The sequence below is a fragment of the Micromonospora fluostatini genome (assembly GCF_050410825.1).
GTDB classification, from domain to species: Bacteria; Actinomycetota; Actinomycetes; order Mycobacteriales; family Micromonosporaceae; genus Micromonospora; species Micromonospora rosaria.
In genome coordinates this window covers 1,198,721-1,220,291 of the sequence record NZ_CP191251.1, presented here as the reverse complement: position 1 = coordinate 1,220,291, position 21,571 = coordinate 1,198,721, and the positions used below count along the sequence as shown (strand labels likewise).

The 21,571-nt window shown below is 75.2% G+C and carries 14 protein-coding genes; 7 read left to right on the top strand and 7 right to left on the bottom strand.

Annotated elements, in window-relative coordinates:
* Positions 1-91: 91 nt before the first annotated feature.
* Together ACQUFX_RS05400 and ACQUFX_RS05395 are read right to left on the bottom strand one after the other, a co-directional pair.
* The gene (locus ACQUFX_RS05400; RefSeq protein ID WP_428964915.1) at positions 92-5,119 is read right to left on the bottom strand and encodes a hypothetical protein; all 5,028 of its coding nucleotides are present in this window, start codon (positions 5,117-5,119) and stop codon (positions 92-94) included.
* Positions 5,116-5,973: a DUF4132 domain-containing protein gene (locus ACQUFX_RS05395; RefSeq protein WP_428964914.1), complete on the bottom strand. Its 858-nt coding sequence runs from the start codon at positions 5,971-5,973 to the stop codon at positions 5,116-5,118. The genes ACQUFX_RS05400 and ACQUFX_RS05395 overlap by 4 nt, the downstream gene beginning before the upstream one ends.
* A 346-nt stretch (positions 5,974-6,319) precedes the next feature.
* Here ACQUFX_RS05395 and ACQUFX_RS05390 point away from each other — a divergent pair, with 346 nt between their 5' ends.
* Positions 6,320-8,860, top strand: coding sequence for a glycosyl hydrolase family 18 protein (locus ACQUFX_RS05390; protein ID WP_428964913.1), 2,541 nt, complete (start codon positions 6,320-6,322; stop codon positions 8,858-8,860).
* 78 nt (positions 8,861-8,938) lie between these two features.
* On the opposite strand, the gene ACQUFX_RS05385 is transcribed toward ACQUFX_RS05390, so the two are convergent.
* Both ACQUFX_RS05385 and ACQUFX_RS05380 read right to left on the bottom strand, forming a co-directional pair.
* A complete protein-coding gene (locus ACQUFX_RS05385) occupies positions 8,939-9,754 on the bottom strand; it encodes a DUF305 domain-containing protein (protein WP_428964912.1) in 816 nt (271 codons plus the stop codon).
* Positions 9,755-9,827: 73 nt separating this feature from the next.
* Positions 9,828-10,565: a lytic polysaccharide monooxygenase gene (locus ACQUFX_RS05380; RefSeq protein WP_428964911.1), complete on the bottom strand. Its 738-nt coding sequence runs from the start codon at positions 10,563-10,565 to the stop codon at positions 9,828-9,830.
* A gap of 319 nt (positions 10,566-10,884) precedes the next feature.
* Between ACQUFX_RS05380 and ACQUFX_RS05375 the strand changes: the two genes are divergently transcribed.
* From ACQUFX_RS05375 to ACQUFX_RS05365, 3 genes are all read left to right on the top strand, one after another.
* On the top strand, positions 10,885-11,424 hold the full coding sequence (locus ACQUFX_RS05375; RefSeq protein WP_428964910.1) for a hypothetical protein: 540 nt from the start codon (positions 10,885-10,887) through the stop codon (positions 11,422-11,424).
* Between the two features lie 16 nt (positions 11,425-11,440).
* A complete protein-coding gene (locus ACQUFX_RS05370) occupies positions 11,441-12,436 on the top strand; it encodes a hypothetical protein (protein ID WP_428964909.1) in 996 nt (331 codons plus the stop codon).
* Positions 12,437-12,709: 273 nt separating this feature from the next.
* The gene (locus ACQUFX_RS05365; RefSeq protein WP_428964908.1) at positions 12,710-13,255 is read left to right on the top strand and encodes a hypothetical protein; all 546 of its coding nucleotides are present in this window, start codon (positions 12,710-12,712) and stop codon (positions 13,253-13,255) included.
* Here ACQUFX_RS05365 and ACQUFX_RS05360 read toward each other — a convergent pair.
* Entirely contained in the window at positions 13,248-16,511 is a 3,264-nt protein-coding gene (locus tag ACQUFX_RS05360) for a fibronectin type III domain-containing protein (protein ID WP_428964907.1), read from the bottom strand. The two genes, ACQUFX_RS05365 and ACQUFX_RS05360, sit on opposite strands and share 8 nt — an antisense overlap.
* 175 nt (positions 16,512-16,686) lie before the next feature.
* On the opposite strand from ACQUFX_RS05360, the gene ACQUFX_RS05355 reads away from it, so the two are divergent.
* Complete coding sequence (locus ACQUFX_RS05355; protein ID WP_428964906.1) at positions 16,687-17,691, top strand: iron-containing redox enzyme family protein; 1,005 nt, start codon at positions 16,687-16,689, stop codon at positions 17,689-17,691.
* 56 nt (positions 17,692-17,747) lie between these two features.
* Positions 17,748-18,692 (top strand): glycosyltransferase, encoded by a 945-nt coding sequence (locus ACQUFX_RS05350; protein WP_428964905.1) that lies wholly within the window; start codon positions 17,748-17,750, stop codon positions 18,690-18,692.
* Between the two features lie 90 nt (positions 18,693-18,782).
* On the opposite strand, the gene ACQUFX_RS05345 is transcribed toward ACQUFX_RS05350, so the two are convergent.
* On the bottom strand, positions 18,783-19,037 hold the full coding sequence (locus tag ACQUFX_RS05345) for a CDGSH iron-sulfur domain-containing protein (protein ID WP_428964904.1): 255 nt from the start codon (positions 19,035-19,037) through the stop codon (positions 18,783-18,785).
* Positions 19,038-19,228: 191 nt separating this feature from the next.
* Between ACQUFX_RS05345 and ACQUFX_RS05340 the strand changes: the two genes are divergently transcribed.
* Positions 19,229-20,071 (top strand): cobalt-precorrin-6A reductase, encoded by an 843-nt coding sequence (locus ACQUFX_RS05340; protein ID WP_428964903.1) that lies wholly within the window; start codon positions 19,229-19,231, stop codon positions 20,069-20,071.
* Here ACQUFX_RS05340 and ACQUFX_RS05335 read toward each other — a convergent pair.
* On the bottom strand, positions 20,059-21,570 hold the full coding sequence (locus ACQUFX_RS05335; RefSeq protein ID WP_428964902.1) for a precorrin-2 C(20)-methyltransferase: 1,512 nt from the start codon (positions 21,568-21,570) through the stop codon (positions 20,059-20,061). The two genes, ACQUFX_RS05340 and ACQUFX_RS05335, sit on opposite strands and share 13 nt — an antisense overlap.
* Position 21,571 lies beyond the last annotated feature (1 nt).

Below are 21,571 nucleotides of genomic sequence, written 5' to 3'. Positions count from 1 at the left end.
GGGGTGTGCGGAGGGGTGCTCGGCACCGGGACGCCCGGTTCGTGCCGCGCCGACCGGACGGGTCGGCGCGGCACCGCCGCCCCGGTCGACGTCAGCGGCGGGCGCCCCGGGTGGGCAGGGTGTCGAGCCGGGGCGCGTCGCCGTCGCGCAGGCGTCGCCAGGCCCGCCGGTACAGCTCGGCGGTCGGTTCGAGCGGCACGGTCACGCCGAGGCTGGCCGTGCCGTCGGGGGCCAGGTCGAACAGGGCGACCTTCCAGCCCTCGATCGGCGCCTGCCCGCCGCCGCGCTGCAGCCACGGGCCGGGCAGGAACAGCGACCGGCCGGCCCGGGGCCGGCTGGCCCCGAGGACCAGGTCGGTGCCGGCCAGTTCGGCGCGGGCCGCCTTCAGCCGGGCCGGCTTCCAGCCGGTCCAGGTCGCCGTCCGGCGGTCCGTGGGGTCCGGCATGGCCAGCAGCATCAGGTACACCGCCGCCGCGTCGGCGCCCAGGTCGTGCTCCCCGGCCACCTCGGCGACCAGGTCGGGTACCGACCGGCTCGGGTCCTGCGGCCACCAGGTCCCGTCCGCCGCGCCCGTGCCGGCGGCCGGCGGCCCCGGGTCGTCGAGCAACGCCGCGAAGCGCGGGTCGCGGACCAGGCGCAGCGCCGCCTCCATCGGGTACGGCCGGGCCGCGTCCGCCCGCAGCGCCGGCAGGTACGGGTCGGTGCCGTCGGCGTCGAGCAGGGCCGGCCGCAGGGCCGGCGACGGCTGGTCGTCGTAGGTGGCCAGCACGATCGCGCCGTACCGCTCCCAGCCCGGCCCGGTCTCCGACGGACTGCCGGCCACCTGACGGAACGCGGACAGGCCGACGTACCGGTCGAGGTCGAGCAGCAGGCCGGGGTTGGCCAGCCGGTCCCGGAGCACGCCCAGGACGCCCGGCAGCGCGGCCCGGCACGGGTCGCCGGCCGGCGTGTGGTGGGCGATCCAGGCGGTCAGGGCGAGCGTGCCGTGCAGCACCGCGCCGGTGAATCCGGTCGCCTCGCCGTCGACCTGCCGGGCCCGGTCGCCCCGGATCGTGAAGGCCAGGTCGGTGCTCAGCTCGGCCGAGCGGGCCGGGTCGAGCAGCGCCGGCAACGCCTTCGCGGGGCCCCAGCCGGTGCGGACCGCCTTCACCGCCTCGGCGAGCAGGTGCTCGGGCACCGCCGTGCGACGGCCCAGGGCGGCGGTCCACTCGGCCGCGGCGGCGGCCACGTCCGGGCCGTCGGTCCACAGTCGGGCCGGGTCCTGCGGCACCAGCGCCGACAGCACCGCCCGCCGGAGCTGCCCGGTGGTCTCCCGCAGCACCCCGAGAGCCAGCTTGACCTCGGCGGCCTGCCTGATCCCGAGCGCCTCGCGCAGCTCCGTGGGCACGGCGGTCGCCGAGTCCACGTACGGCAGGCCGGCCAGCACCAGCTTCGCGGCGGTGAGGGGGATCCCGGTCAGGTCGGCGAAGCGCTCGGCGGCCTCCGGCCGCCACGGCAGCGGGCCGTGCGCGGCCCACCGCGTCTGCAACTCGGCCAGCCAGCCCACCGGCCGGGCGTCGCCGACCGGCTCGGCGGCGCGCACCTCGTACGGCTCGGGTACGGCGAACTCGCCGGCCGGGTCGTGGTACAGGGCGTCGAAGGTGTAGCCGGTGGCCGTACCGCTGGCGGAGAGCACGGCCAGGAAGGCGCCGTCGGGCAGCGGCAGGATGCCCGGTCGCGGGTGCCGGTGCGAGCCGTCCGGGCCGGTCAGGTCGCCGTCGAGCAGGTGCAGGGTGAACCGGCGCCACCGGGCCGGTTCGGTCGCCGTGCTCAGGTCGAGCTGGTCCAGCTCGGTGAGCAGGGCACGCAACGTCTCCCGGTGCTCGTCCGGGGTGACCGCCGCGACGGCCCGGTAGGCGACGGCCGCGACGCCACCGAGCAGGGGCCACCAGTCCAGGGCGCGCGGCAGCGGCGGCCCGTCGACGTGCAGTGGTCCGACGGCCTCGGCGTCGGGCGCGGCCGACCGGTGCGCGGCGAACGCCTGGAACTGGGTGAAGACGTGGGCCGGCCCGCGCGACCCGTGGGCCCAGCCGCGCAGCCCGTCCAGGGCCTGACCGAGCTGCTCGTCGGTGGGGCCGGTGGCGGTCACCGGCGGTGCCGTGGCCGCGGCCGCCAGCGACCGGGTGAGCCGCTCGGTCACCGCGTCCAGGTCGGTGCGCACCCGGGCGGCCAGCCGCAGCACGCCGGCCACGCCGGCCAGCACCGCGTCGTGGCCGAGGGCCGGCACCGTCGCGCGGACCAGCTCGACGAGCGGGTCCGGGCGGTCCTTTTCGGCTGCGGCGGCGGTGCCGGCCGGACCGGTCACGGCCGTCGCGGCGAGGGCCGGCGTGGTGCCGGTCGACCGGGGCCGGGGCGTCGTCCGGCGGGCGGCCCGCGCGGCCTCCTCCGCCAGGGCGGCGCGGCGCTCGTCGAGGGCGGCCTGGAACAGGTCGGCGGCGGTGTCCCGGTCCACCCGGCGCAGGGCGGCGGAGCCGGCCGGGTCGCGGGGCAGCAGGTTGCCGAGGAACTCCGGTGCCGGCAGCGGGATCGCGGCGGACGCGCCGGCCCGGCCGGACGACACGGCGCCGGCGGCCGACACCACGCCGTCCGGGTCGACCAGGACGAAGTTCGCCAGGACGGCGCGCGGCCGGTCGTCGCCGGGCAGCACCAGCGCCGCGACCGGCTCCCGGCCCGGGGCCACGGTGACCGTCCGACCGGCCAGGTCCTCCCCGCGTACCGAGCCGTCCGGCAGGGTGGACACCCGCCAGCCGAGCAGACCGTCCACCGCGACGGCGGCCGGGGTGGCCCGGTCGGACAGGGCCGGCCGCAGCCAGCTCGCCGACTCCGTGAGCCGGCTCCCGGGGACCGGGAGGTCGGCCAGGAACCGGGGCAGGCTGCGCCGGCCGTGGCTGTTCGCGGCCGGGTCGTACTCGCGCCACCCGCGGGTGTCGTCGTCGTCGCAGTGGCGGTAGACCCAGTGGCCGGTGCCGTCGGTGATGACCGGCACCTCCGCCGGAACGGCGGTGTCACCGGCGTGCAGCACCCCGTCGCCGGTGGTCCGCCCGCCGGTGGCCAGCGGCAGGGTGATCCCGTTGCGGCGCGGCCGGCTGCCGTGGTGGACACCCCGGACGGGGTGCAGCTCACCGGGCGCGCGGTGCCAGTAGCCGCGCAGGTCGTAGTCCAGCTCCTTGGAGCGCCAGTAGACCAGCAGTTGGTCGTCGACGTAGTGGTACCCGGGCTGACCCCACCTGTCGTCGGTCGGGATGCGCAGGTCGTGGCGGAGCACGATGCCGTCGGCGTCGAGCACCCGCACCGTCGTCGGCCCGGCCACGATCAGGTACGGCCAGGCTTCCTGACAGGTCGGGACGACCTCGTGGTCGCCGCCGGTCACCTCCTGCCAGGCCAGTTCCCAGGCGGGCCAGCCCACCTCGTCGAACAGCCCGCCGCGCAGGGTGCGCGCGACACGCTCGGCGAGGTCGACGTGCAGGGCCTGCCCGAGGTCACCGGCCCGGGCGGGGTCGTCGACGACCAGGCACAACGCCTCCACGGGGAGGGCGCCCAGCCACTGCACCGACTCCGGCAGGTGCGGCAGGCCGGCGGCGAACCGGTCGCGGACCCGGTCCCGCAGCCAGTCGGTCAGCAGCGGCCGGACACCCGGCGTGGCGGCCAGCCGGCGCAGGGCGGACTGCTGCCCGTCGAGCTGGTCGAGACCCCGGCGCAGGGCTGCGGCGAACCGGTCGTCCCCGGCCAGCGCCGACAGGTCCCGCTTCCCCTCGACCCGGACCCACTGCGCCAGGTCGAGGGTCTCCCGCTCCCCGGGTGCGGCCACCGGCAGGCCGAGGGTGAGCAGCAGGTCGAGCAGGTCCAGGTCACCGTCGGCGGTGAGCGTCTCGCCGCCGTCGGTCAGCTCGGTGCGCAGCCGGTCGGTCATCCGCTCGACCAGCGGGTAGAGCTGCGGCACCCGGACCCGGTGGTGGCCGCCGGGGCTGGACCGGCTCACGAAGCGGCGCAGCCAGCCGACGGCGCCGTCGGCGGGCCGGGCCGCCGCCGGCGCGTCCGGGTCGGTGAGGCCGGCGAGCGCGCCGGTGTCGGTCAGCAGGGCCAGCCAGGTGACCAGGGTGTCCCGGTCGGTGGGCATCAGGTCGAGCAGGCTGCCCCGGACCGCCGGGTCGGCGGCGGCCAGGGCGGTCACCGCCGGCAGGTGCGCCTGCCACCAGCCGGCCGGCGCCTCGGCGGCCACCGGCAGCCGGAGCAGCGTGGTCAGGTAGCTCGCCACCCGGTCGGCGACCCCGGCGGCACCGGACCGGCCCGGGTCCCTGGTGGCGGCCCGCAGCAGCCTGTTCACCGCGGTGGCCGACGGGGTGGAGGGGACCACGCCGGTGGTGGCGGCCCGCAGCGCCAGCCGGCAGAACCGGTCCAGCGCCTCGTCGGCCGGCAACTGGGCGGACAGTTCCTTGGCGTACCCGGCCAGGGCGGTCGCGGAGACCACCGAGGCCGAGGCGAACTCCACGTAGACCTCGTCCAACCGGTCCAGGTCGACCGGCAGGCCGTGCTGGGCCTCGGCCCGACGCGCCTTGTTGAACAACTGCGTCGCGTAGGCGTCCTGGCCGGCGGCCAGGAACACCCGCGCCGCCTGCTCGAAGAAGGTCGGCAGGAAGTGCGGCAGGGTACGGGCGAAGGTGTCGGCGACGCTCTGGTACCCGTCCAGGGCGGCCTTCGGCCGCGACCGTGCCTGCTTGGCGAGCTTCTGTAGCTCCGGCACCACCGCCAGGGCGTGCCGGCCGTCCGCCGGGTGCTGGACCAGCACCCACTCGGGGAAGGCCAGCGGGCGGCGCGGTCCCCACCCGACGACGGCCGGCTCGGCGGCCGGAGTCAGGCCGAGGAACCCCACGGCGATGTCCTCGCCCTCGCCGAGGGCGGCGTCGACCAGCCGGACCACCAGCCGGTCGCCGAGGGCCGGGTGCCGGTAGGCACGCGCGGTGAGGGGCACGGCCCGGTCACCGGCTCCGGCGGTGTCGGCCGGCAGCACCGCGCCGGCGGCCAGCAGGCTCTCGGCGTGCCCGTGCTCCTCGCCCGGGACGGTCGTCGTCACCACGGTCATGCCCTCGCCTCCGTCCCGGTCACGGCCCCGGAGAGGACCGTGGCCATCCGCATCCCCTCCGACCAGGCCACCGGCCCGACGTCGGTCAACCGCAGCGTCGGTCCCGCCACGACCGACCAGGACAGGGTGCCCAGGGTCGCCTCGGAGTCCCAGTAGTCCTCGTCGAAGCGCAGCGCCGCCTCGACCGGGTGGCCGGCCTCCCAGACCCGGCAGGTGACCTGCGCGCCGGCGACCCGGAAACCCAGGGCCGCGGCGCGGGCCGCCAGCCGGGCGGGGACTGCGGTGCCCTGGAAGTCGGTGAGGGTGGTGTCCCGGTCCTTCAGGTCGGCGGGCCGGCCCCAGGTGCCCCGGTGCAGTTGCTCGACCCGTTGGCTGACGTCGAGCTCGTCGGCGAACCCGGCCAGCTCGGCCAGGTCCGGCAGGCGCACCGGGTGCGGCAGCGTGGCGCTGGCCCGCGAGAGCCGGACGGTCTCCCCGTCGAGGTTGACCACCCGCAGGTCACCGGCGGCGGTGACGTCCCGCAGGAAGCCGGTCTCGGTGGTGTCGTCCCCGAGCACCACGAGGTCGCGCAGCGTGTCCTGCCAGGCCGGGTCCGGCCAGACCCGGGCCAGCAGCCCGGTCGGCACGGGCAGCGAGGAGACCACCCAGGAGTCGACCCGGGCCAGGCACTGCGCGGCGTGCCGGTCCAGCCACTGGGCGAGCTGGCGCAGCCGTTCCACCTCGGGATCGTCGCGCAGCGCCTTCGGCAGGGTCTTCAGTGGACGGCCGGAGGCCCGGGGGCCGGTGGACCGGGCCGCCACCTTTCCGTCCACGAGGGAGATCTCGTACGAGTCACCCACCGGTAGCCAGCCCATCAGGCTCACCCTCCGTAGCAGGACATTCACCAGAGTTCACAAGAAATCGGCCATGATCGGCAACGCACGGCACGCTAACAGGAGCGACCGACAGAATCTCAGCGGCGGGCGGCGAAGAGCCCGCCACCTGCCCGGCAGCCCGACCGACATCCCGGACCCCCAGGGGCGGGCGACCGCGACCGCGACGAGGAGCGGCGGGACGTCGCCGCCCACGACGGGCCGGGCCGCCGACCGGCACCCCCGCCGCCACCGCCACCGCCGAAGCCAGTCTTGCGCCCGTCCACACCGGCCGGTATACATACACCACCGTAAATAGTAAACATTGTTAAGAGTTGGAGGTGGACCGATGCGGAAACGGACAGGCGGCCTACTCGCCGCCGGCCTCGCGGGCCTGCTGACCACGGCGATGGCGCTGGTCGTGGCCCCGATGGCACACTCCGCCGTCGTCGACGGCGAGGCCTGCCGACCGGACGGGCTGTACCGGACCCCGGGCGTGGCGGTGCCGTACTGCACCGTCTACGACACCGACGGACGGGAGAAGATGGCCAACGACCACTCCCGCCGCGTCATCGGCTACTTCACGAGCTGGCGGACCGGCCGCAACGGCGCGCCCGCCTACCTCGCCTCCCAGATCCCGTGGAACAAGATCACCCACATCAACTACGCGTTCGCCCACGTCGACGCCACCAACCGCATCTCCGTCGGCGACCCGGCCGCGCCGAACAACCCGGCGACCAACATGACCTGGCCGGGCGTCCCCGGTGCCACGATGGACCCGACGCTGCCGTACACCGGGCACTTCAACCTGCTCAACAAGTTCAAGAAGCAGCACCCGAACGTCCGTACGCTGGTCAGCGTCGGCGGGTGGGCCGAGACCGGCGGGTACATCGACGCGGCCGGCGAGCGGGTCGACGCCGGCGGCTTCTACCGGATGACGACGACCGGCAGCAACACGGTCAACACCGCCGGCATCACCACCTTCGCCGACTCCGTGGTGACGTTCCTGCGCACGTACGGCTTCGACGGCGTGGACATCGACTACGAGTACCCGACCTCGAACAACAAGGCCGGCAACCCGCTCGACTTCGCCCAGGCCGACGCCAAGCGCGCCGGACTCAACGCCTCCTACCAGGTGCTGATGAAGACGCTGCGGGAGAAGCTCGACCGGGCCTCGGCCGCCGACGGGAAGCACTACCTGCTCACCGTGGCCGCCCCCGCCTCCGGCTGGCTGCTGCGCGGCATGGAGTCCCACCAGGCGGTGCAGTACCTCGACTACGTCAACATCATGTCCTACGACCTGCACGGCTCCTGGAACCACTTCGTCGGGCCCAACGCCGCCCTGTACGACAACGGCGACGACGCCGAACTGGCCGCCGGCGGGGTGTACGGCGCCTACAGCGGCATCGGCTACCTGAACACCGACTGGGCCTACCACTACTTCCGGGGCGCGCTGCCCGCCGGCCGGATCAACATCGGCGTGCCCTACTACACCCGGGGCTGGCAGAACGTCACCGGCGGCACCAACGGGCTCTGGGGCCGCGCCGCGCTGCCCGACCAGACGAAGTGCCCACCCGGCACCGGCGCCTCCATCGGCTCCACCACCCCGTGCGGCAACGGCGCGGTCGGCATCGACAACCTCTGGCACGACCTGGACGCCGGCGGCCGGGAGGTGCCCTCCGGGGTCAACCCGATGTGGCACGCCAAGAACCTGGAGCGCGGAATCACCCCCGACTACCTGTCCGCGCACGGGCTGACGCCCGGCACCGACCCGGCCGACCGGCTCACCGGCAGCTACTCCCGGCACTACTCCCCCGCCCTGGTCGCGCCGTGGCTGTGGAACGCGCAGAAGAGCGTCTTCCTGTCCACCGAGGACGAGCAGTCCCTCGGCGCGAAGGCGGACTACGTGGTGAACAAGGGCATCGGCGGCGTGATGATCTGGGAACTCGCCGGCGACTACGCCTTCGACCAGGCCAAGGGCCAGTACGGCGTGGGCGACACACTGACCAGCCTGCTGCACGGCAAGTTCACCGCCGCCGGCGGGTACGGCGCGCGGCGGGCCACCACCACCCTGCCCAGCCGGACGATCGACGTCACCGCCAGCATGGGCGGGTTCGCCCTGGGCGACAACAACTACCCGATCAACCCCGAACTGCGCCTGACCAACAACTCCGGCAGCCCGATCCCGGCCGGGGCGACGCTGGAGTTCGACTACCCGACCAGCACGCCGACCCTCACCCAGCAGTCCGGCTGGGCGCTGACCACGGTCACCACCGGCCACACCGGCAGCAACGTCGGCGGCCTCAAGGGCGACTACCACCGGGTACGCCTCACCGTCCCGACCGCCATCGCCCCCGGGTCGTACGCCGAGGTGACCCTCAACTACCAGTTGCCGATCTCCGGGCCGGCCAACTTCGCCCTCACCTTCGGCGGCCAGACGTACGCCCTGGCCAGTGACCTCGCCCGGGGCGGGCAGGTGGTCACGCCGACGCCGAGCCCGAGCGGGTCGACGCCGCCGGGCGGCACCTGCGCGGCACCGGCCTGGTCGGCCGGCACCGCCTACTCCGGCGGGGCCCGCGTCTCGCACGCCGGGCGCACCTGGAGCGCGAAGTGGTGGACCCAGGGCGAGACCCCGGGCAGCGCGGCGGTCTGGGCGGACGAGGGCCCCTGCGCCGGCTCCCCGCCACCGACCACCGATCCCACCGGGTCACCGACGCCGACCCCGACCTCGGGGGCGTGCACGGCACCCGCGTGGTCGGCCGGCACCGCGTACACCGGCGGGACGGTGGTCTCGCACAACGGTCGCCGGTGGACGGCGAAGTGGTGGACCCAGGGTGACGTGCCCGGGTCGAACAGCCAGCAGGTCTGGACCGACAACGGCCCGTGCTGACCGGTGGTGGGGCGGGTCGCACGCCGCGGCCCGCCCCACCGCGCCAGACCGGACCGGGAAACGGTCGGGCGGCAGCGCTCAGCGGCGGGCGGTGTGCTCGGCGAGCACGGTCAGCAGGTGGGCGACCTGGGCCGTCCGGGACCGGTCGATCCGGCCCGCCAGGTCCCGCACCGCCGGGTCGCCGCCGGCGCGCAGGTGCGCGCGGGCCAGTTCGGCGGCGGTCTGCTGGTGGGCGACGAGCAGGTTGAGCAGGGCGGCGTCGAACCGGTCGGGGCCGGTGGCGCGCAGCCGCGCGATGTCCTCGGGGCCGGTGGCGGGCTCGATCCCGCCGTCGCCGTGCCCGCCGTGGCCCGGGTGCCCGCCGGGGCTCGGCTGGTCGCCGGGGCTCGGCTGGTCGCCGGGGCTCGGCTGGTCGCCGGGGCTCGGCTGGTCGCCGGGGCTCGGCTGGTCGCCGGGGCTCGGCTGGTCGCCGGGGCTCGGCTGGTCGCCACCGGCGGCGTGGTCGCCACCGGCGGCGTGGTCGCCGTGGCTCGGGTGACCGCCGTGGCCCGGGTGGTGGCCGGGGGCGGGCGACCGGGCTCCGCCGGTGGCGCTCGGGACAGCCAGCCAGGCGCGCATGGTGGCGAGTTCGTCGGTCTGGGTGGTGTCGATGGCGGCGGCGAGGGTCCGCAGGGCGGGGTCGCTGGCGCGGTCGGTCGCCAACCGGGCGATCTCCAGGGCCTGCTCGTGGTGGGTGAGCATGGTCCGCAGGTACGTGACGTCGGCGGCGGTCAGGGCGGTGGCCACGGTGGCCGCCGACGTGGGCACGGATGCGGGCGTGGGCGCGGGCGCGGCGGTGCAGCCGGCGAGCAGCAGCAGCCCGCCGAGGGTGGCGGCGATCCGGACACGGGTCATGGGGTTCTCCGGTGGTGGGACCGAGACGCGCCGGTGGGGCGGGCCCGTCCAGGTACGGGCCCGCCCCGGGTCGTCAGACCTGCGTCCAGAGCGCCGGGACATGAGGCGGTTCCCAGCCGGGGATCGCGGTGTGCGGCTGCCGGCAGCGGTAGGTGAGTCCGTTGTAGGTGACCTGGTCGCCGACCCGGTACGCGGTGCCGGTGGCCCAGGTGCCGCCGGTGCTGGGCGGCGGGGTGGTGGAGGCCGGCGGAGTGGTCGGGGCGGGCGGGGTGGTCGGCGGGGTGGTCGGGGCGGGATTGCCGCCGCCGACGTTGACGTCGACGCACGAGTAGAAGGCGTTGGCGGTGTCGGAGATGTTCCAGATGGCGAGGATCTTCTGCCGTCCGGAGTAGCCACCGAGGTTGACCGTGTGCGAGACGGTGGCACCGGGCTGGCGACCGCCGCCGTCGAAGCTGGCGACCCGGTTGTTGCCGACGTAGTACTCCCAGTTGGCGGTGGCGTGCCGGGCGGTGAAGACCCAGTTGAAGGTCACCGAGGTGCCGACCGAGGTCGCCGGCCAGCCCTTGCTCTCGTTGTCCAGCACCGCGAAGATCGCATTGCCGCCGCTGCAACTGCGCAGCCCCTTCGGGCCCTCGACGCTCTGCGGCTCCCACTGGATCTGCCCGCAGTTGGTGACCTTGCCCTGGGCGCACAGCGCCTGCCGGCTGGGCGGAGCGGAGACGTAGCCGTGCGCCTGCGCGGGAGCGGCCAGGGCCAGTGAGGACACGACGGCGCCGGCCGCCACCAGTGGAACCGTGACTGTTCGTCGCATGGGGACCTCCTGCGTGGAGTCGGAGAGGTGTGGGCGCGCCCCAGTGGGCCCAACATAAAGTAAACATTCTTAACAGTAAATACCCCGCTTCGAAAATATCGACGAAGCTCGAATCCAGGGCGGCGCGCCGCGATCACCCGCGCCGGTGACCGCGGTCGCCGCGTCGGGGCCGGCCCCACTCCCCCGCCCCGAATCACCTCGGAACAGGGCGTGCTTTCACCCGTTCAGTGACCATCTGAGAAGAACGTCACCTAGATGCCCGTACGTACCTTTAGGCTCAAGCTGCCGTCCCCCACCGATCCGCATTGAAGGAGCCTTGATGCGAAAGAAACTGCTCGTCGCCGCCGTCGCGGGTGTGGCCGCGTCCGTCGTGCTCGGCGCGCCCGCCCACGCGGAGGACACGATCGTCACCCTGACGGTGGACGCCACCGGCGGCCTGTCGATCACCGTGCCCGCCACGGCGAACATCGGCCACGGCATCGAGGGCGCGTCGGTGTCCGGCCTGCTCGGCCCGGTCACCGTGCTGGACCAGCGGTCGTCGCTCACTCCGAACTGGACCGCCTCGGTCATCTCCACCGACTTCGTCACCGGGGGCGGCAGCTCCGGCGAGACGATCCCGAACATCAACGTGAGCTACTGGTCCGGCCCGGCCACCGCCACCTCCGGCACCGGCACCTTCACCCCGGGCCAGCCGGGCCCCGGCGACCAGCAGATCATCAACGTCCCCCGCACGGCGTTCAGCAAGACCGGCGGCAGCGGCAACAACTTTGCCACCTGGAACCCGACCCTGGTGGTGAACATCCCGCCCTCCACCGTCCAGGGCACCTACCGCGGGACGGTGACACATTCGGTGCTCTAGGCCGCTCGGCCGGCTGGTGCCGCTGGTCTCCGTCGCCCTCCTGGCGTTCGGGGTGCCGGCGGCGCCGGCCGTTGCCGCGCGGGAACAGCAGGCACCCGGGCGGGACCGGGAGGGCATCGGCATCCGCCTGGTGGACGTCCCCGCCGCGCGGGTCGACGACCCCCGCGCCCGGGTCTACATCATCGACCACGTCGAGCCCGGCGCGACCATCAGTCGCCGGGTCGAGGTCCACAACGGTTCGGCCGAGCGCCAGCGGATCGAGTTGTACGCCGGGGCCGCCACGATCGAGGGGACCACGTTCACCGTGCCCGAGGGGCGTGACGGCAACGAGCTCAGCGACTGGGTGAGCCTGGAGACGGCACGGCTGAGCCTGGCGCCGGGCGAACGCCGGCCCGTCGAGGTCGACATCGAGGTGCCCCGGAGCGCGTCCAGGGGTGAACGGTACGGCGCGATCTGGGCCCAGGTCTCCAGCGCGCCCGAGCGGGGCGGCAACGTGACCCAGGTGCACCGGGTGGGCATCCGCCTCTACCTCGACATCGGCCCCGGTGGCGAGCCGCCGACCGACTTCCGGATCGACGACGTGGCGGCCGAGCCGGGGCCCGGCGAGTTCCCGATGGTCACCGCCCGGGTGACCAACACCGGGGGGCGGGCGCTGGACATGACCGGGACCCTGACGTTGACGAGGGAGTCGATCCGGGCCGGGCCGTTCCCGGTGACCAACGGGGTGACGGTCCCGCCCGGCCAGAGCGGACGGGTGCAGATCGAGATCACCCAGTCCCTGCCGGACGGTGTCTGGGACGCCCGGCTGGTCCTGGCCAGCGGCGTGGTGCAACGGACCGCCGACGGCCGGATCACCCTGCCGGTCGCGTCGCGCGCGGCGATGCAGACCGCGACGCCGGGGTGGCTGGTGTACTCGCTCGGCACGCTGGTGGCGCTGGCGGCCGTCGTGGTCTTCGCGGCCTGGTCCCTCGCCCGCCGGCGGTCCCGTCGCCGGCTCCCGACTCCCGCCTGACCGCCCCGGCCGCCCCTGGGCCCCCGCTCCCGGTGGCCAGCGGTCGAGCCCGGATCGCGACCGGCCCGGCGCCACGCCGGGTCCCCGACCCGGCCGCCCCGTGACGGGGCGGCCGGGTCGCGTCATGCCACCGGACACAAAGCCGAGATTCCTCCACAAAAGGGCATATAGGATCGGTTTCGCGTCGCCTCAAGGACGATTCCGGCGGGCGGCACGTCGAGGATCCCGCCGGGCCCGCTCCGGCCGGTCACGTACACCCGGTTGGAGGTCGTCATGACGGTCCGGACCCGCACCGTTGCCCCGCCGCCCGGGTGGCCCACCGCCGCCCTGCTCGCGGTGCTCCTGCTCGCCGCCGGCGTGGTCGCCGTCGGGTCACGGAGCACCGACGGCGTGCGACCGGCCACCGTCCTGGCCGCACGGGCCGCGTCCGCGACGACCGCACCGGACGGCTCGACCGGGGTCATCTTCGAGGTGGTGCCCCACCCGTCCGGCAGCCCCACCCCCGACCCGACGGCACAACCGACGCCCGACCCCGGACCGACCACGCAACCGGCGCCCGACCCCGACCCGACGGCACAACCCACGCCCGACCCCGGGCCGACGACGCAACCAGCGCCCGACCCCGACCCGACGGCACAACCCACGCCCGATCCCGGGCCGACGACGCAACCGGCGCCCGACCCCGATCCGACGGGGCAGCCGCTGCCGGTCACCGGGCCCGACCCGGGACCGGGGCCGCTGCTGGCCGCCGCCGCCCTGCTGATCGCGGTCGGCACGGCGCTCGCCGCGCTCGGCCGGCGTCGCCGCGGCCTCAGATGACCGAGTGGGTCACGGTGGCCCGGTAGGTGCCGACCACCGCCTGCGGCGGCAGCAGCACCGACAGCGTGGGGTTCCAACTGACCGCGTTGGCGCCGCCGGCCTGGCCGGACCAGCCCGCGGCGGTGCGGGGCACGTCCAGGACCGTGCCGGGTTGGGGCAGGAAGGTGCCGGTGCCCGTCGTGCTCACCGGCGGGCCGGAGGCGTACCTGACGGCGCTGCGGGGGATGGTCTCACCGGCCGAGCCCGAGCCCGTGACGAAGGCCGTGGCGGAGACGGTGGCCGACCACGATCCCGCCGTCAGGCCCCGGTCGTCGACCACCCGGACCAGTCCGAGCCGGTCGGCGACCGGCGGGGAGCCCGGGGTGCCCCGGCCGAGCGACGCGGCGACGGGCACGCTGATGGTCAGCCCGCCCAGCGGGTCGACGACCAGGCTGACCGGCCGGGTGGCGGACCGGGCGAACGAGTCCGTCACCCGGACGGTGAAGGCGAAGGTCCCGGCGGCCGTGGGTGTGCCGGACAGCAGCCCGGTGGCCGCGCCCAGGGCCAGCCCCGGCGGCAACGCCCCCGCGCTCACCGACCAGGCGAACGGCCCGCTGCCACCGCTCACCGTGAGCTGGTACGAGTACGGCTGGAACGCCTTGCCCGGCGGCGGTGGCGGGAAGTCGAGCGTGGGGGCGGTGGCGATGGTGACGGTGGCCGGCCGGGTGTCGGAGAATCCGCTGGCGTCGGTCACCCGGACGGTGAACGGGTAGCTGCCGGCCTGGGTCGGGGTGCCGGCGAGGACCCCGGTGGCCGCGCCCAGGGTCAGCCCCGGCGGCAACGCCCCCGCGCTCACCGACCAGACGAAGGGCGCGGTGCCACCGGTCACGGTGAGCGTGACCTGGTACGCCGCGCCGACCTCACCGGCGGGTGGGGGCGGGAAGGTGAGGCCGGGCGGGGCGTTGACCGTGACCGGGGCCGACGCCGCCGAGTCGGGACCGGTACCGGCGGCGTTCACGGCGGCAACCCGGAACGTGTACGTGGCACCGGCGGTCAGGCCGGTGACGGTCCGGCTGGTCGGCGTCGCCGGCAGGGCCAACGGGGTCTGGGCCGTCCCTGCGAGGTACGGGGTCAGCCGGTAGCCGGTGATCGCCGAGCCGCCGGTGGCCGGCGCGCTCCAGGTGACGGTGGCGGAGGTGGTGCCGGCCGTGACCGAGGTGATCGTCGGCGCCTCCGGCACGGTGTACGGCACGACCGGCGCCGAGGCCGGGCTGGCCGTGCCGGTGCCGTACGCGTTGACCGCCGCGACCCGGAAGGTGTACTGCGCCGACGTGGTCAGCCCGGTGAGGGTACGGGTGGTGGTCGAGGCGTCCACGCTGACCGTCGGCTGGGTCACCCCGTCCCGGACCGGGGTGATGACGTACCCGGTGATCGGGCTGCCGTTGTCGGCCGGGGCGGCCCAGGTGACGGTGGCGCTGGCGACCCCGGCGACGGCGGTCGGGGTGGCCGGGGCGGCCGGCGACGAGGCGTAGACGAAGCTTCCCGCGCCGGCCGCGCCCCGGGTGACGACGGAGACGGTCACCGGGGCCGGGCCGGACCGGGCCGGCATCGAGGAGACGGCGAGGCTGCCGTCACCGCTGGTGAAGCAGCCGGCCGCCGGCCCCGAGGCGCAGGGCAGCAGCACCACCGAGGCCCCGGTCGCCTGCTCGGCGGCCGTGCCGATGGTGATCGCGGTCGCGCCGGCGAGGTTGGTGCCACGGACGGTGACCGCCGCGCCCCCGGCGACCGAGCCCGTCGCCGGGGTGACGGTGACGGCGCTGGGCGCGGTCGCCGGGGTGACCGCGGTGGTGCTGGCGGCGTACCCCGGGCTCGCGTCGTTCGACGAGGCGGTGGCCACCGTGCCGGTCTGGATCAGCGTCGGGGTGACCCCCGTCCCGGTCACGGTGGCGGCCACGGTGACCGGGGGCAGGCTCGTGCCGCCGGGGAACGGCGTGTTGGCGTTGGTGCAGGTGATGCTCTGGCCGGAGGGGGCGGCGCAGGTCCAGCCGGAACCGTAGGCGCCCCTGGGGACCACGCCGGCCGGCAGGGTCTGGGTCACCAGGACCGGCGACGACTCGCTGGTCCCGGAGTCGACGCGGGCGGTGACCGTGTACGTCACCGGGTCGCCCGGCTGCGGGTTGGCCCCCACCGAACTGGTCTGGCTCACGAGCAGGTTGGGCACGTCGTTGAAGCTGACCACCCGGGCGTTGTCGATCTCGTGGAAGTCGGTGACCGCCCCGGTGGAGCCGACCCAGCCGAAGGCCAGTTGCCGGGGGATGCCGTTGGCGTTCAACCAGTTCGGTGAGGGGTACAGGCTCGACGGGACCACCGGCAGGGCGCCGGTGAGGGTGCGGGCCGTACCGCCGACGGGGGTGAAGCGGACCGCGTACCGCCCGGCCGGCACGGTGATCCCGGTGCTGGTGGTGTACGACGAGGCGGTGGTGTTGGCGACCACCTCGACCGGCACCACGGAGGCGGCGCGGGTGCTCGCCCGCAGCGGGACCGCCGACGACGAGGTGCTGGTGGCGGTGCTGTTGACCGCGCAGTACCCGACCCCGTTGCGGCCCGGACCCCGGATCACGACCTGGCCCGGCACCCGCCCGTTGGTGGTGGAGATGTACGCCGGGTTGGTGCACCCGGTGCCCTGGTAGACGCTGTTGCTGAAGTTCCCGTAGACGTCGAAGCCGATGCCCAGGTACCCGTTGGACAGGCCGACCGAGCCGCCGCTGTAGGCGGCCGAGTAGCCCAGCGACCCACCCGGCTGGCCGATGGCCGAGGGTGAGCGCGGGTCGGCCGGGTCGACCGCGGCGAGCACGAAGGCCAGGCCGTCCGCCCCGGGGCTGCTGCCGCCGTACTGGTAGGCGTTGAAGGTGACGTACAGCCCCTGCGAGGTGGGCACGCTCACCGCGCCGAACACCCCGCCCTGCCGGGTCAGGGCGGCCGGGGTCAGCCGCAACTTGCCGGAGCCCTGCGGGTCGGTGCTGCTGGGACAGCTCAGCAGCGGCCCGGTGGTCGTGTTGCCCGCCGCGCTGAGGCAGGCGCTGTTGCTGGTCAGGCCGGAGGGGACGCCGGGCACCGCCACGGTGCCCTGACCGCTCGCCGTGTTGCTCGTGAAGGGCTGGTCGAACAGGACCGTGCTGGCGACGGCGGGCACCGCCGTGACCACCAGCGCGGTCACCGTCAGCGCGACCGACACCGGGGCGGCCACCAGCAGGCGACCCCACCGCCCGACCGACATCGTCTCTCCCGCCGCATCGTCCCCACCAGTCTCACGGACACTGTAGGTCCCATTAATGGACATAGTCACTAAAACAGACACAACGCCCGCCCTGGCCGGGACGGGCGTGCTGCCGTGCGGGTTTACCTCACACCCGGCGGGGGACCCGGGCCCGGACGCTGATCAGGAGGTTCCCATGAGACTTCCGGCGGCCCGGGGCCCCGTCTCGGAGCTGGTGTTCCAGGCCCTCAGACGCGCTCCGGGAAAGCTGCCGCCCGATCTCGGTCCGACGGTGCCCCGGACCGGCGACGCCCTGTCGGACGAGGACCTCCAGATCCTCCTCTTCGCCCTCTACGAACTGCACTACCGTGGCTGGGACGACGTCGCCGACGAGTGGGAGTGGGATCCGGCGCTGCTCGCGCTGCGCCGCACCGCCGAGGCGGAGTTCGAGTCCTCGTTGCGCCGGCTGGTCGGCCGTCCGCCCGAGGGGTTCGACCGGGACCTCCCCCGCGCCCTGGCCGCGCTGGTGGCGGCCGACGACGGTCCGTCGCTGGCCACCGAGCTCGGCCGCCGGACCGGACCCGCGCGGTTCGAGGAGTTCGTGACGCACCGCTCGGTGTACCACCTCAGGGAGGCCGATCCGCACACCTGGGGCATCCCCCGGCTGGCCGGACCGGCCAAGGCCGCCCTCATCGAGATCCAGATCGACGAGTACGGGGGCGGTCAGCTCGCCCGGATGCACGCACAGCTCTTCCGCGACACGATGGCCTGGCTGGAGCTGGACACCCGGTACGGCGCGTACGTCGAGGTGGTGCCCGCGGTGACGCTCGCGACCAACAACCTGATGTCCCTGTTCGGTCTGCACCGACGGTGGCGGGGTGCGCTGATGGGGCACCTGGCGGCCTTCGAGATGACCTCGTCGCTGCCGAACCGCCGCTACGGCGACGCGCTGCGACGGCTCGGCGGCACTCCCCCGGCGACCCGCTTCTACGACGAGCACGTCGAGGCCGACGCCGTCCACGAACAGATCGCCGCGCACGACCTGTGCGGCTCGTTGGTCACCGGCGAGCCCCACCTCGCGCCGGACGTGTGGTTCGGCGCGGCGTGCTGTCTCGCCCTCGACCGGCTCTTCGCCGAGCACCTGGTCACCTCGTGGTCCAGCGGACGAAGCTCGCTGCGGACGTCGATGGCGCTCGCGTGAGCGTCCCCTCCGGTCGGGCGACGGGCGGGCCGGGCGCGGCAACCGTCCCGAAGCCGGTGACCTACGTCCTGCCGCTGCGCTGGTCGGAGGATTCGGGCCTGGAGGAACTGACCGCCTACCTGCGCTGGCTCTCCCGCCGCGTCGAGGTGGTCGTGGTGGACGGCTCACCGTCGGCACTGCGGGCCGGGCACGCGGCCCGGTGGCGGTCCCTGGTGCGGCACCTGCCACCCGACCCGGTTCTGCGGTACGCGAACGGCAAGGTCAACGGCGTCCTGACCGGGCTCCGCGTGGCTCGCCACGACCGGGTGGTCGTGGCCGACGACGACGTCCGCTACGACGACACGGCGTTGCGCCGGATGGCTCAGTTGCTCGGTCACGCGGACGTGGTCCGCCCGCAGAACTACTTCGACCCGCTGCCCTGGCACGCCCGGTGGGACACCGGCCGGAGCCTGCTCAACCGGGCCGTGGGCGCCGACTTCCCCGGGACGCTCGGCGTCCGCCGGTCGACGGTGCTGGGCATCGGCGGCTACGACGGCGACGTGCTGTTCGAGAACCTGGAGCTGATCCGGACGGTACGGGCGCACGGCGGACGGGAGATCGTCGCCCACGGCCTCTACGTGCGCCGCCTGCCGCCCACCGCGCGACGGTTCTGGGCGCAACGGGTCCGTCAGGCCTACGACGACCTCGCCCAGCCCCGCCGCTTCGCGGTGTTCCTCGCCCTCCTCCCGGCGGCGCTCGTCGCGGCCCGCAGCGGTCGGTGGGGGGCAGCCCTGGCGGGGGCGCTCGTGACGACCGTGACGCTGGCCGAGGCGGGCCGGCGACGGGCCGGCGGAGCCCGGGTCTTCCCGCGCAGCACCGTCGCGTTCGCCCCGGTCTGGGTGCTGGAGCGGGCCACCTGCGCCTGGTTGGCGCTCGCCCGGCGGGTCGGGTGGGGCGGGATCAGCTACGCCGGCGCACGCATCCGGGTGGCCGCGCACCGGCAACGCCAGCTCGCCGGATGACAGCGCACCGGCAGTGCCAGCTCGCCGGATGACGGCGCACCGGCGGTGCCAGCTCGCCGGATGACGGCGCGCGGCGGCCCTGCGCCCCGGTCAAACCGACGGTGCGCCGGCCGGCTCCGGGCCCGGGTCGCGCCCGCTGGCCGCCCGGAACCCGGTCACCTTGTGCGTGCCGTCACAGAACGGCTTGATCGCCGACATGCCGCACCGGCACAACGCTATGGTGCTCCGTCCCGGCTCGATCGGCGTGCCGTCGGGCGCGCGCAACAGGAACGCGCCACGGACCAGCAACGGCCCGTCCGGGTACGGGGTGATGACGACGTTCGGCTCGCTGCCGGTGTGCTCCATGGCAGTCCATGCCCACGGTCGCCGCGCGGAAACGTGCCGCGCGGCGCTTTCCGCCGGCACGCGGCGAACGGCGGGGCGTCCGGGACGCGGGACCGGTCCCGCCCCGGGTAGCCGCTAGCCTGGGCCGAGCCGCCAGCGGAGCCGGGCCGCACGGCGACCGAGCCCGGCCCCCGGTGGGAACGGAGGATCTGGTGGGTGCCCCGAACAGCGAGGCGGTGACCGGTCCGACGGCACGACGCGGCCCTGCGGTGGACACGTCCACCAGCCGCCCGCCGTCGACACGGCGGGTGCTCGTCCTCGGCGGTACCGCCGAGGCGCGGGCCCTGGCCGCCATCCTGGCCGCGCAGCCGGCCACGACGGTGGTCTCCTCGCTGGCGGGCCGGGTGGCCGACCCCCGCCTGCCGGTCGGCGAGGTCCGCATCGGCGGGTTCGGTGGCCCGGCGGGACTGGCCCGGTGGCTCACCGACCACCACGTCGACGCGGTGGTGGACGCCACCCACCCCTACGCGGCCCGGATGCGGATCGCCGGGGTCGAGGCCGCCGCGACCGCCCGGGTGCCGCACCTACGGCTGGAACGGCCCGGGTGGACGGCCCAGCCGGGTGACCGGTGGCACCGGGTGCCCGACATGGCCGCCGCCGTACGGGACCTGCCGGCGCTCGGGACGCGGGCGCTGCTCACCACCGGCCGGCAGAGCCTCGGCATGTTCCTGCCGGTGACCGGGATGTGGTTCCTCGCCCGCGTGGTCGACGCACCCGACGAGCCCCTGCCCGCGCACGTCCGACTGCTGCGCAGCCGTGGCCCGTACACCGTGGACGGTGAGCTGGCGCTGATCCGCGACCACCGGATCGACGTGCTGGTGACCAAGGACAGCGGCGGGGCACTGACCGAGGCGAAGCTCGTCGCCGCCCGCCGGCTCGGGCTGCCGGTGCTGATGGTCGACCGGCCGGCCCCACCCGACCTGCCGGCGGTGGTGCAGACCGCCGAGGAGGCGGCCCGGTGGGTGGAACGCCTGCCCGCCGGTCAGCCCGGGTAGGTACGCGGGGTCCACACCGCCACGGAGCCGTCCCCCCGGCTGCTGACCTGTGTGGTCGACGACCCCACGAGGAGCAGGCAGCGCATGTCCACCACCTGGGGGTCGAGGTCGGCCACCGTGGTCACGGTCACCGTCTCGCCGGGCCGGCCGATGTCGCGGGCCACCACCACCGGGGTCTTCGGGTCACGGTGGCGCAGCAGGACGTCCCGGGCCGCGCCGACCTGCCAGCGGCGGCTCGCCGAGGCCGGGTTGTAGAGGGCGAGGACCAGGTCGGCCTCGGCGGCGGCGGCGAGCCGCGCCTCGATCACCGGCCACGGCTTGAGCCGGTCGGACAGGGACAGCACCGCGAAGTCGTGCCCGAGCGGCGCACCGATCCGGCTCGCGGCGGCCTGGGCCGCGGTGAGGCCGGGCAGCACCCGTACCGGCACCCGCGCGAAGCGGGCCTCGGCGGTGGCCACCTCGTAGACGGCGCTGGCCATCGCGAAGACGCCCGGGTCACCGGAGGAGACGACCACCACCCGGGCACCGCCGAGCGCGAGGTCCAGGGCGTGGGCGGCCCGCTCCGTCTCCACCTGGTTGCCGGAGGTGTGCCGCTGCTGGCCGGGGCGCACCGGCACCCGGTCGACGTACGGGCCGTACCCGACCAGGTGCTCGGCCTCGCGCAGGGCGCGGGTCACCTCCGGGGTCTGCCAGCGCGGTCCCGCCGGGCCGAGGCCGACCACCACCACCTCCCCGCCGGAGGCCGCCGGGGCGGGCGGGTCGGCGTGGACGGCGCTGCTGGTCGGGCTGGGCAGCAGGGCCAGCGAGAAGTAGGGCACCTCGTCGGGGTCCACCTCGGCCAGCGGCGCCTGCCGGCCCCGCTCGGAGGTGGCCCGTTCGACGTACCACGACTCGGGGAGCCGGCCGGCGTCGTCGAGGGCGGCCCGGACCCGGCCGAAGGTGCGGCCCAGTTTGAGCACCGCGGCGGCGTCGGTGTCGGCGAGCCGGCGGGCCAACTCCTCTGCCGGCAGCGTCCCGGGCAGGACGGTCAGCACCTCGTCGCGTTCCACCAGCGGCCGGCCGAGCACCGCCGACGCGGCGCTGACCGAGGTGACGCCGGGCACCACCTGGGCCGGGAACCGGTGCGCGAGACGCTCGTGCAGGTACATGTAGGAGCCGTAGAACATCGGGTCCCCGGCGCAGAGCACCACCACGGTACGGCCGGCGGCGAGGTGGCCGGCGAGCCGTTCGGCGCTGTCGTCGTAGAACTGCCGGATGACGCCCTCGTAGCCGGCCGGGTCGTCGGTCTCCTCGGTGGTGATCGGGTACACCAGCGGCTCGTGGACGTGCCGGTCGTGCAGGTGCGCGGCGACGATCGACCGGGCGATGCTGCGGCCGTGCCGGGCCGAGTAGTAGGCGACCACGTCGGCCTCGCTGATCAGCCGGGCGGCCTTGACCGTCAGCAGTTCCGGGTCGCCGGGTCCGACGCCGACGCCGTAGAGCGTGCCGGGCTGGGCCATC

What these genes read in the sequence shown, in the direction of transcription:
- ACQUFX_RS05400 (WP_428964915.1), bottom strand. Translation starts at nt 5,119, where the DNA reads ATGACCGTGGTGACGACGACCGTCCCGGGCGAGGAGCACGGGCACGCC.
- ACQUFX_RS05395 (WP_428964914.1), bottom strand. Translation starts at nt 5,973, where the DNA reads ATGGGCTGGCTACCGGTGGGTGACTCGTACGAGATCTCCCTCGTGGAC.
- ACQUFX_RS05390 (WP_428964913.1), top strand. Translation starts at nt 6,320, where the DNA reads ATGCGGAAACGGACAGGCGGCCTACTCGCCGCCGGCCTCGCGGGCCTG.
- ACQUFX_RS05385 (WP_428964912.1), bottom strand. Translation starts at nt 9,754, where the DNA reads ATGACCCGTGTCCGGATCGCCGCCACCCTCGGCGGGCTGCTGCTGCTC.
- ACQUFX_RS05380 (WP_428964911.1), bottom strand. Translation starts at nt 10,565, where the DNA reads ATGCGACGAACAGTCACGGTTCCACTGGTGGCGGCCGGCGCCGTCGTG.
- ACQUFX_RS05375 (WP_428964910.1), top strand. Translation starts at nt 10,885, where the DNA reads ATGCGAAAGAAACTGCTCGTCGCCGCCGTCGCGGGTGTGGCCGCGTCC.
- ACQUFX_RS05365 (WP_428964908.1), top strand. Translation starts at nt 12,710, where the DNA reads ATGACGGTCCGGACCCGCACCGTTGCCCCGCCGCCCGGGTGGCCCACC.
- ACQUFX_RS05360 (WP_428964907.1), bottom strand. Translation starts at nt 16,511, where the DNA reads ATGTCGGTCGGGCGGTGGGGTCGCCTGCTGGTGGCCGCCCCGGTGTCG.
- ACQUFX_RS05355 (WP_428964906.1), top strand. Translation starts at nt 16,687, where the DNA reads ATGAGACTTCCGGCGGCCCGGGGCCCCGTCTCGGAGCTGGTGTTCCAG.
- ACQUFX_RS05345 (WP_428964904.1), bottom strand. Translation starts at nt 19,037, where the DNA reads ATGGAGCACACCGGCAGCGAGCCGAACGTCGTCATCACCCCGTACCCG.
- ACQUFX_RS05335 (WP_428964902.1), bottom strand. Translation starts at nt 21,570, where the DNA reads ATGGCCCAGCCCGGCACGCTCTACGGCGTCGGCGTCGGACCCGGCGAC.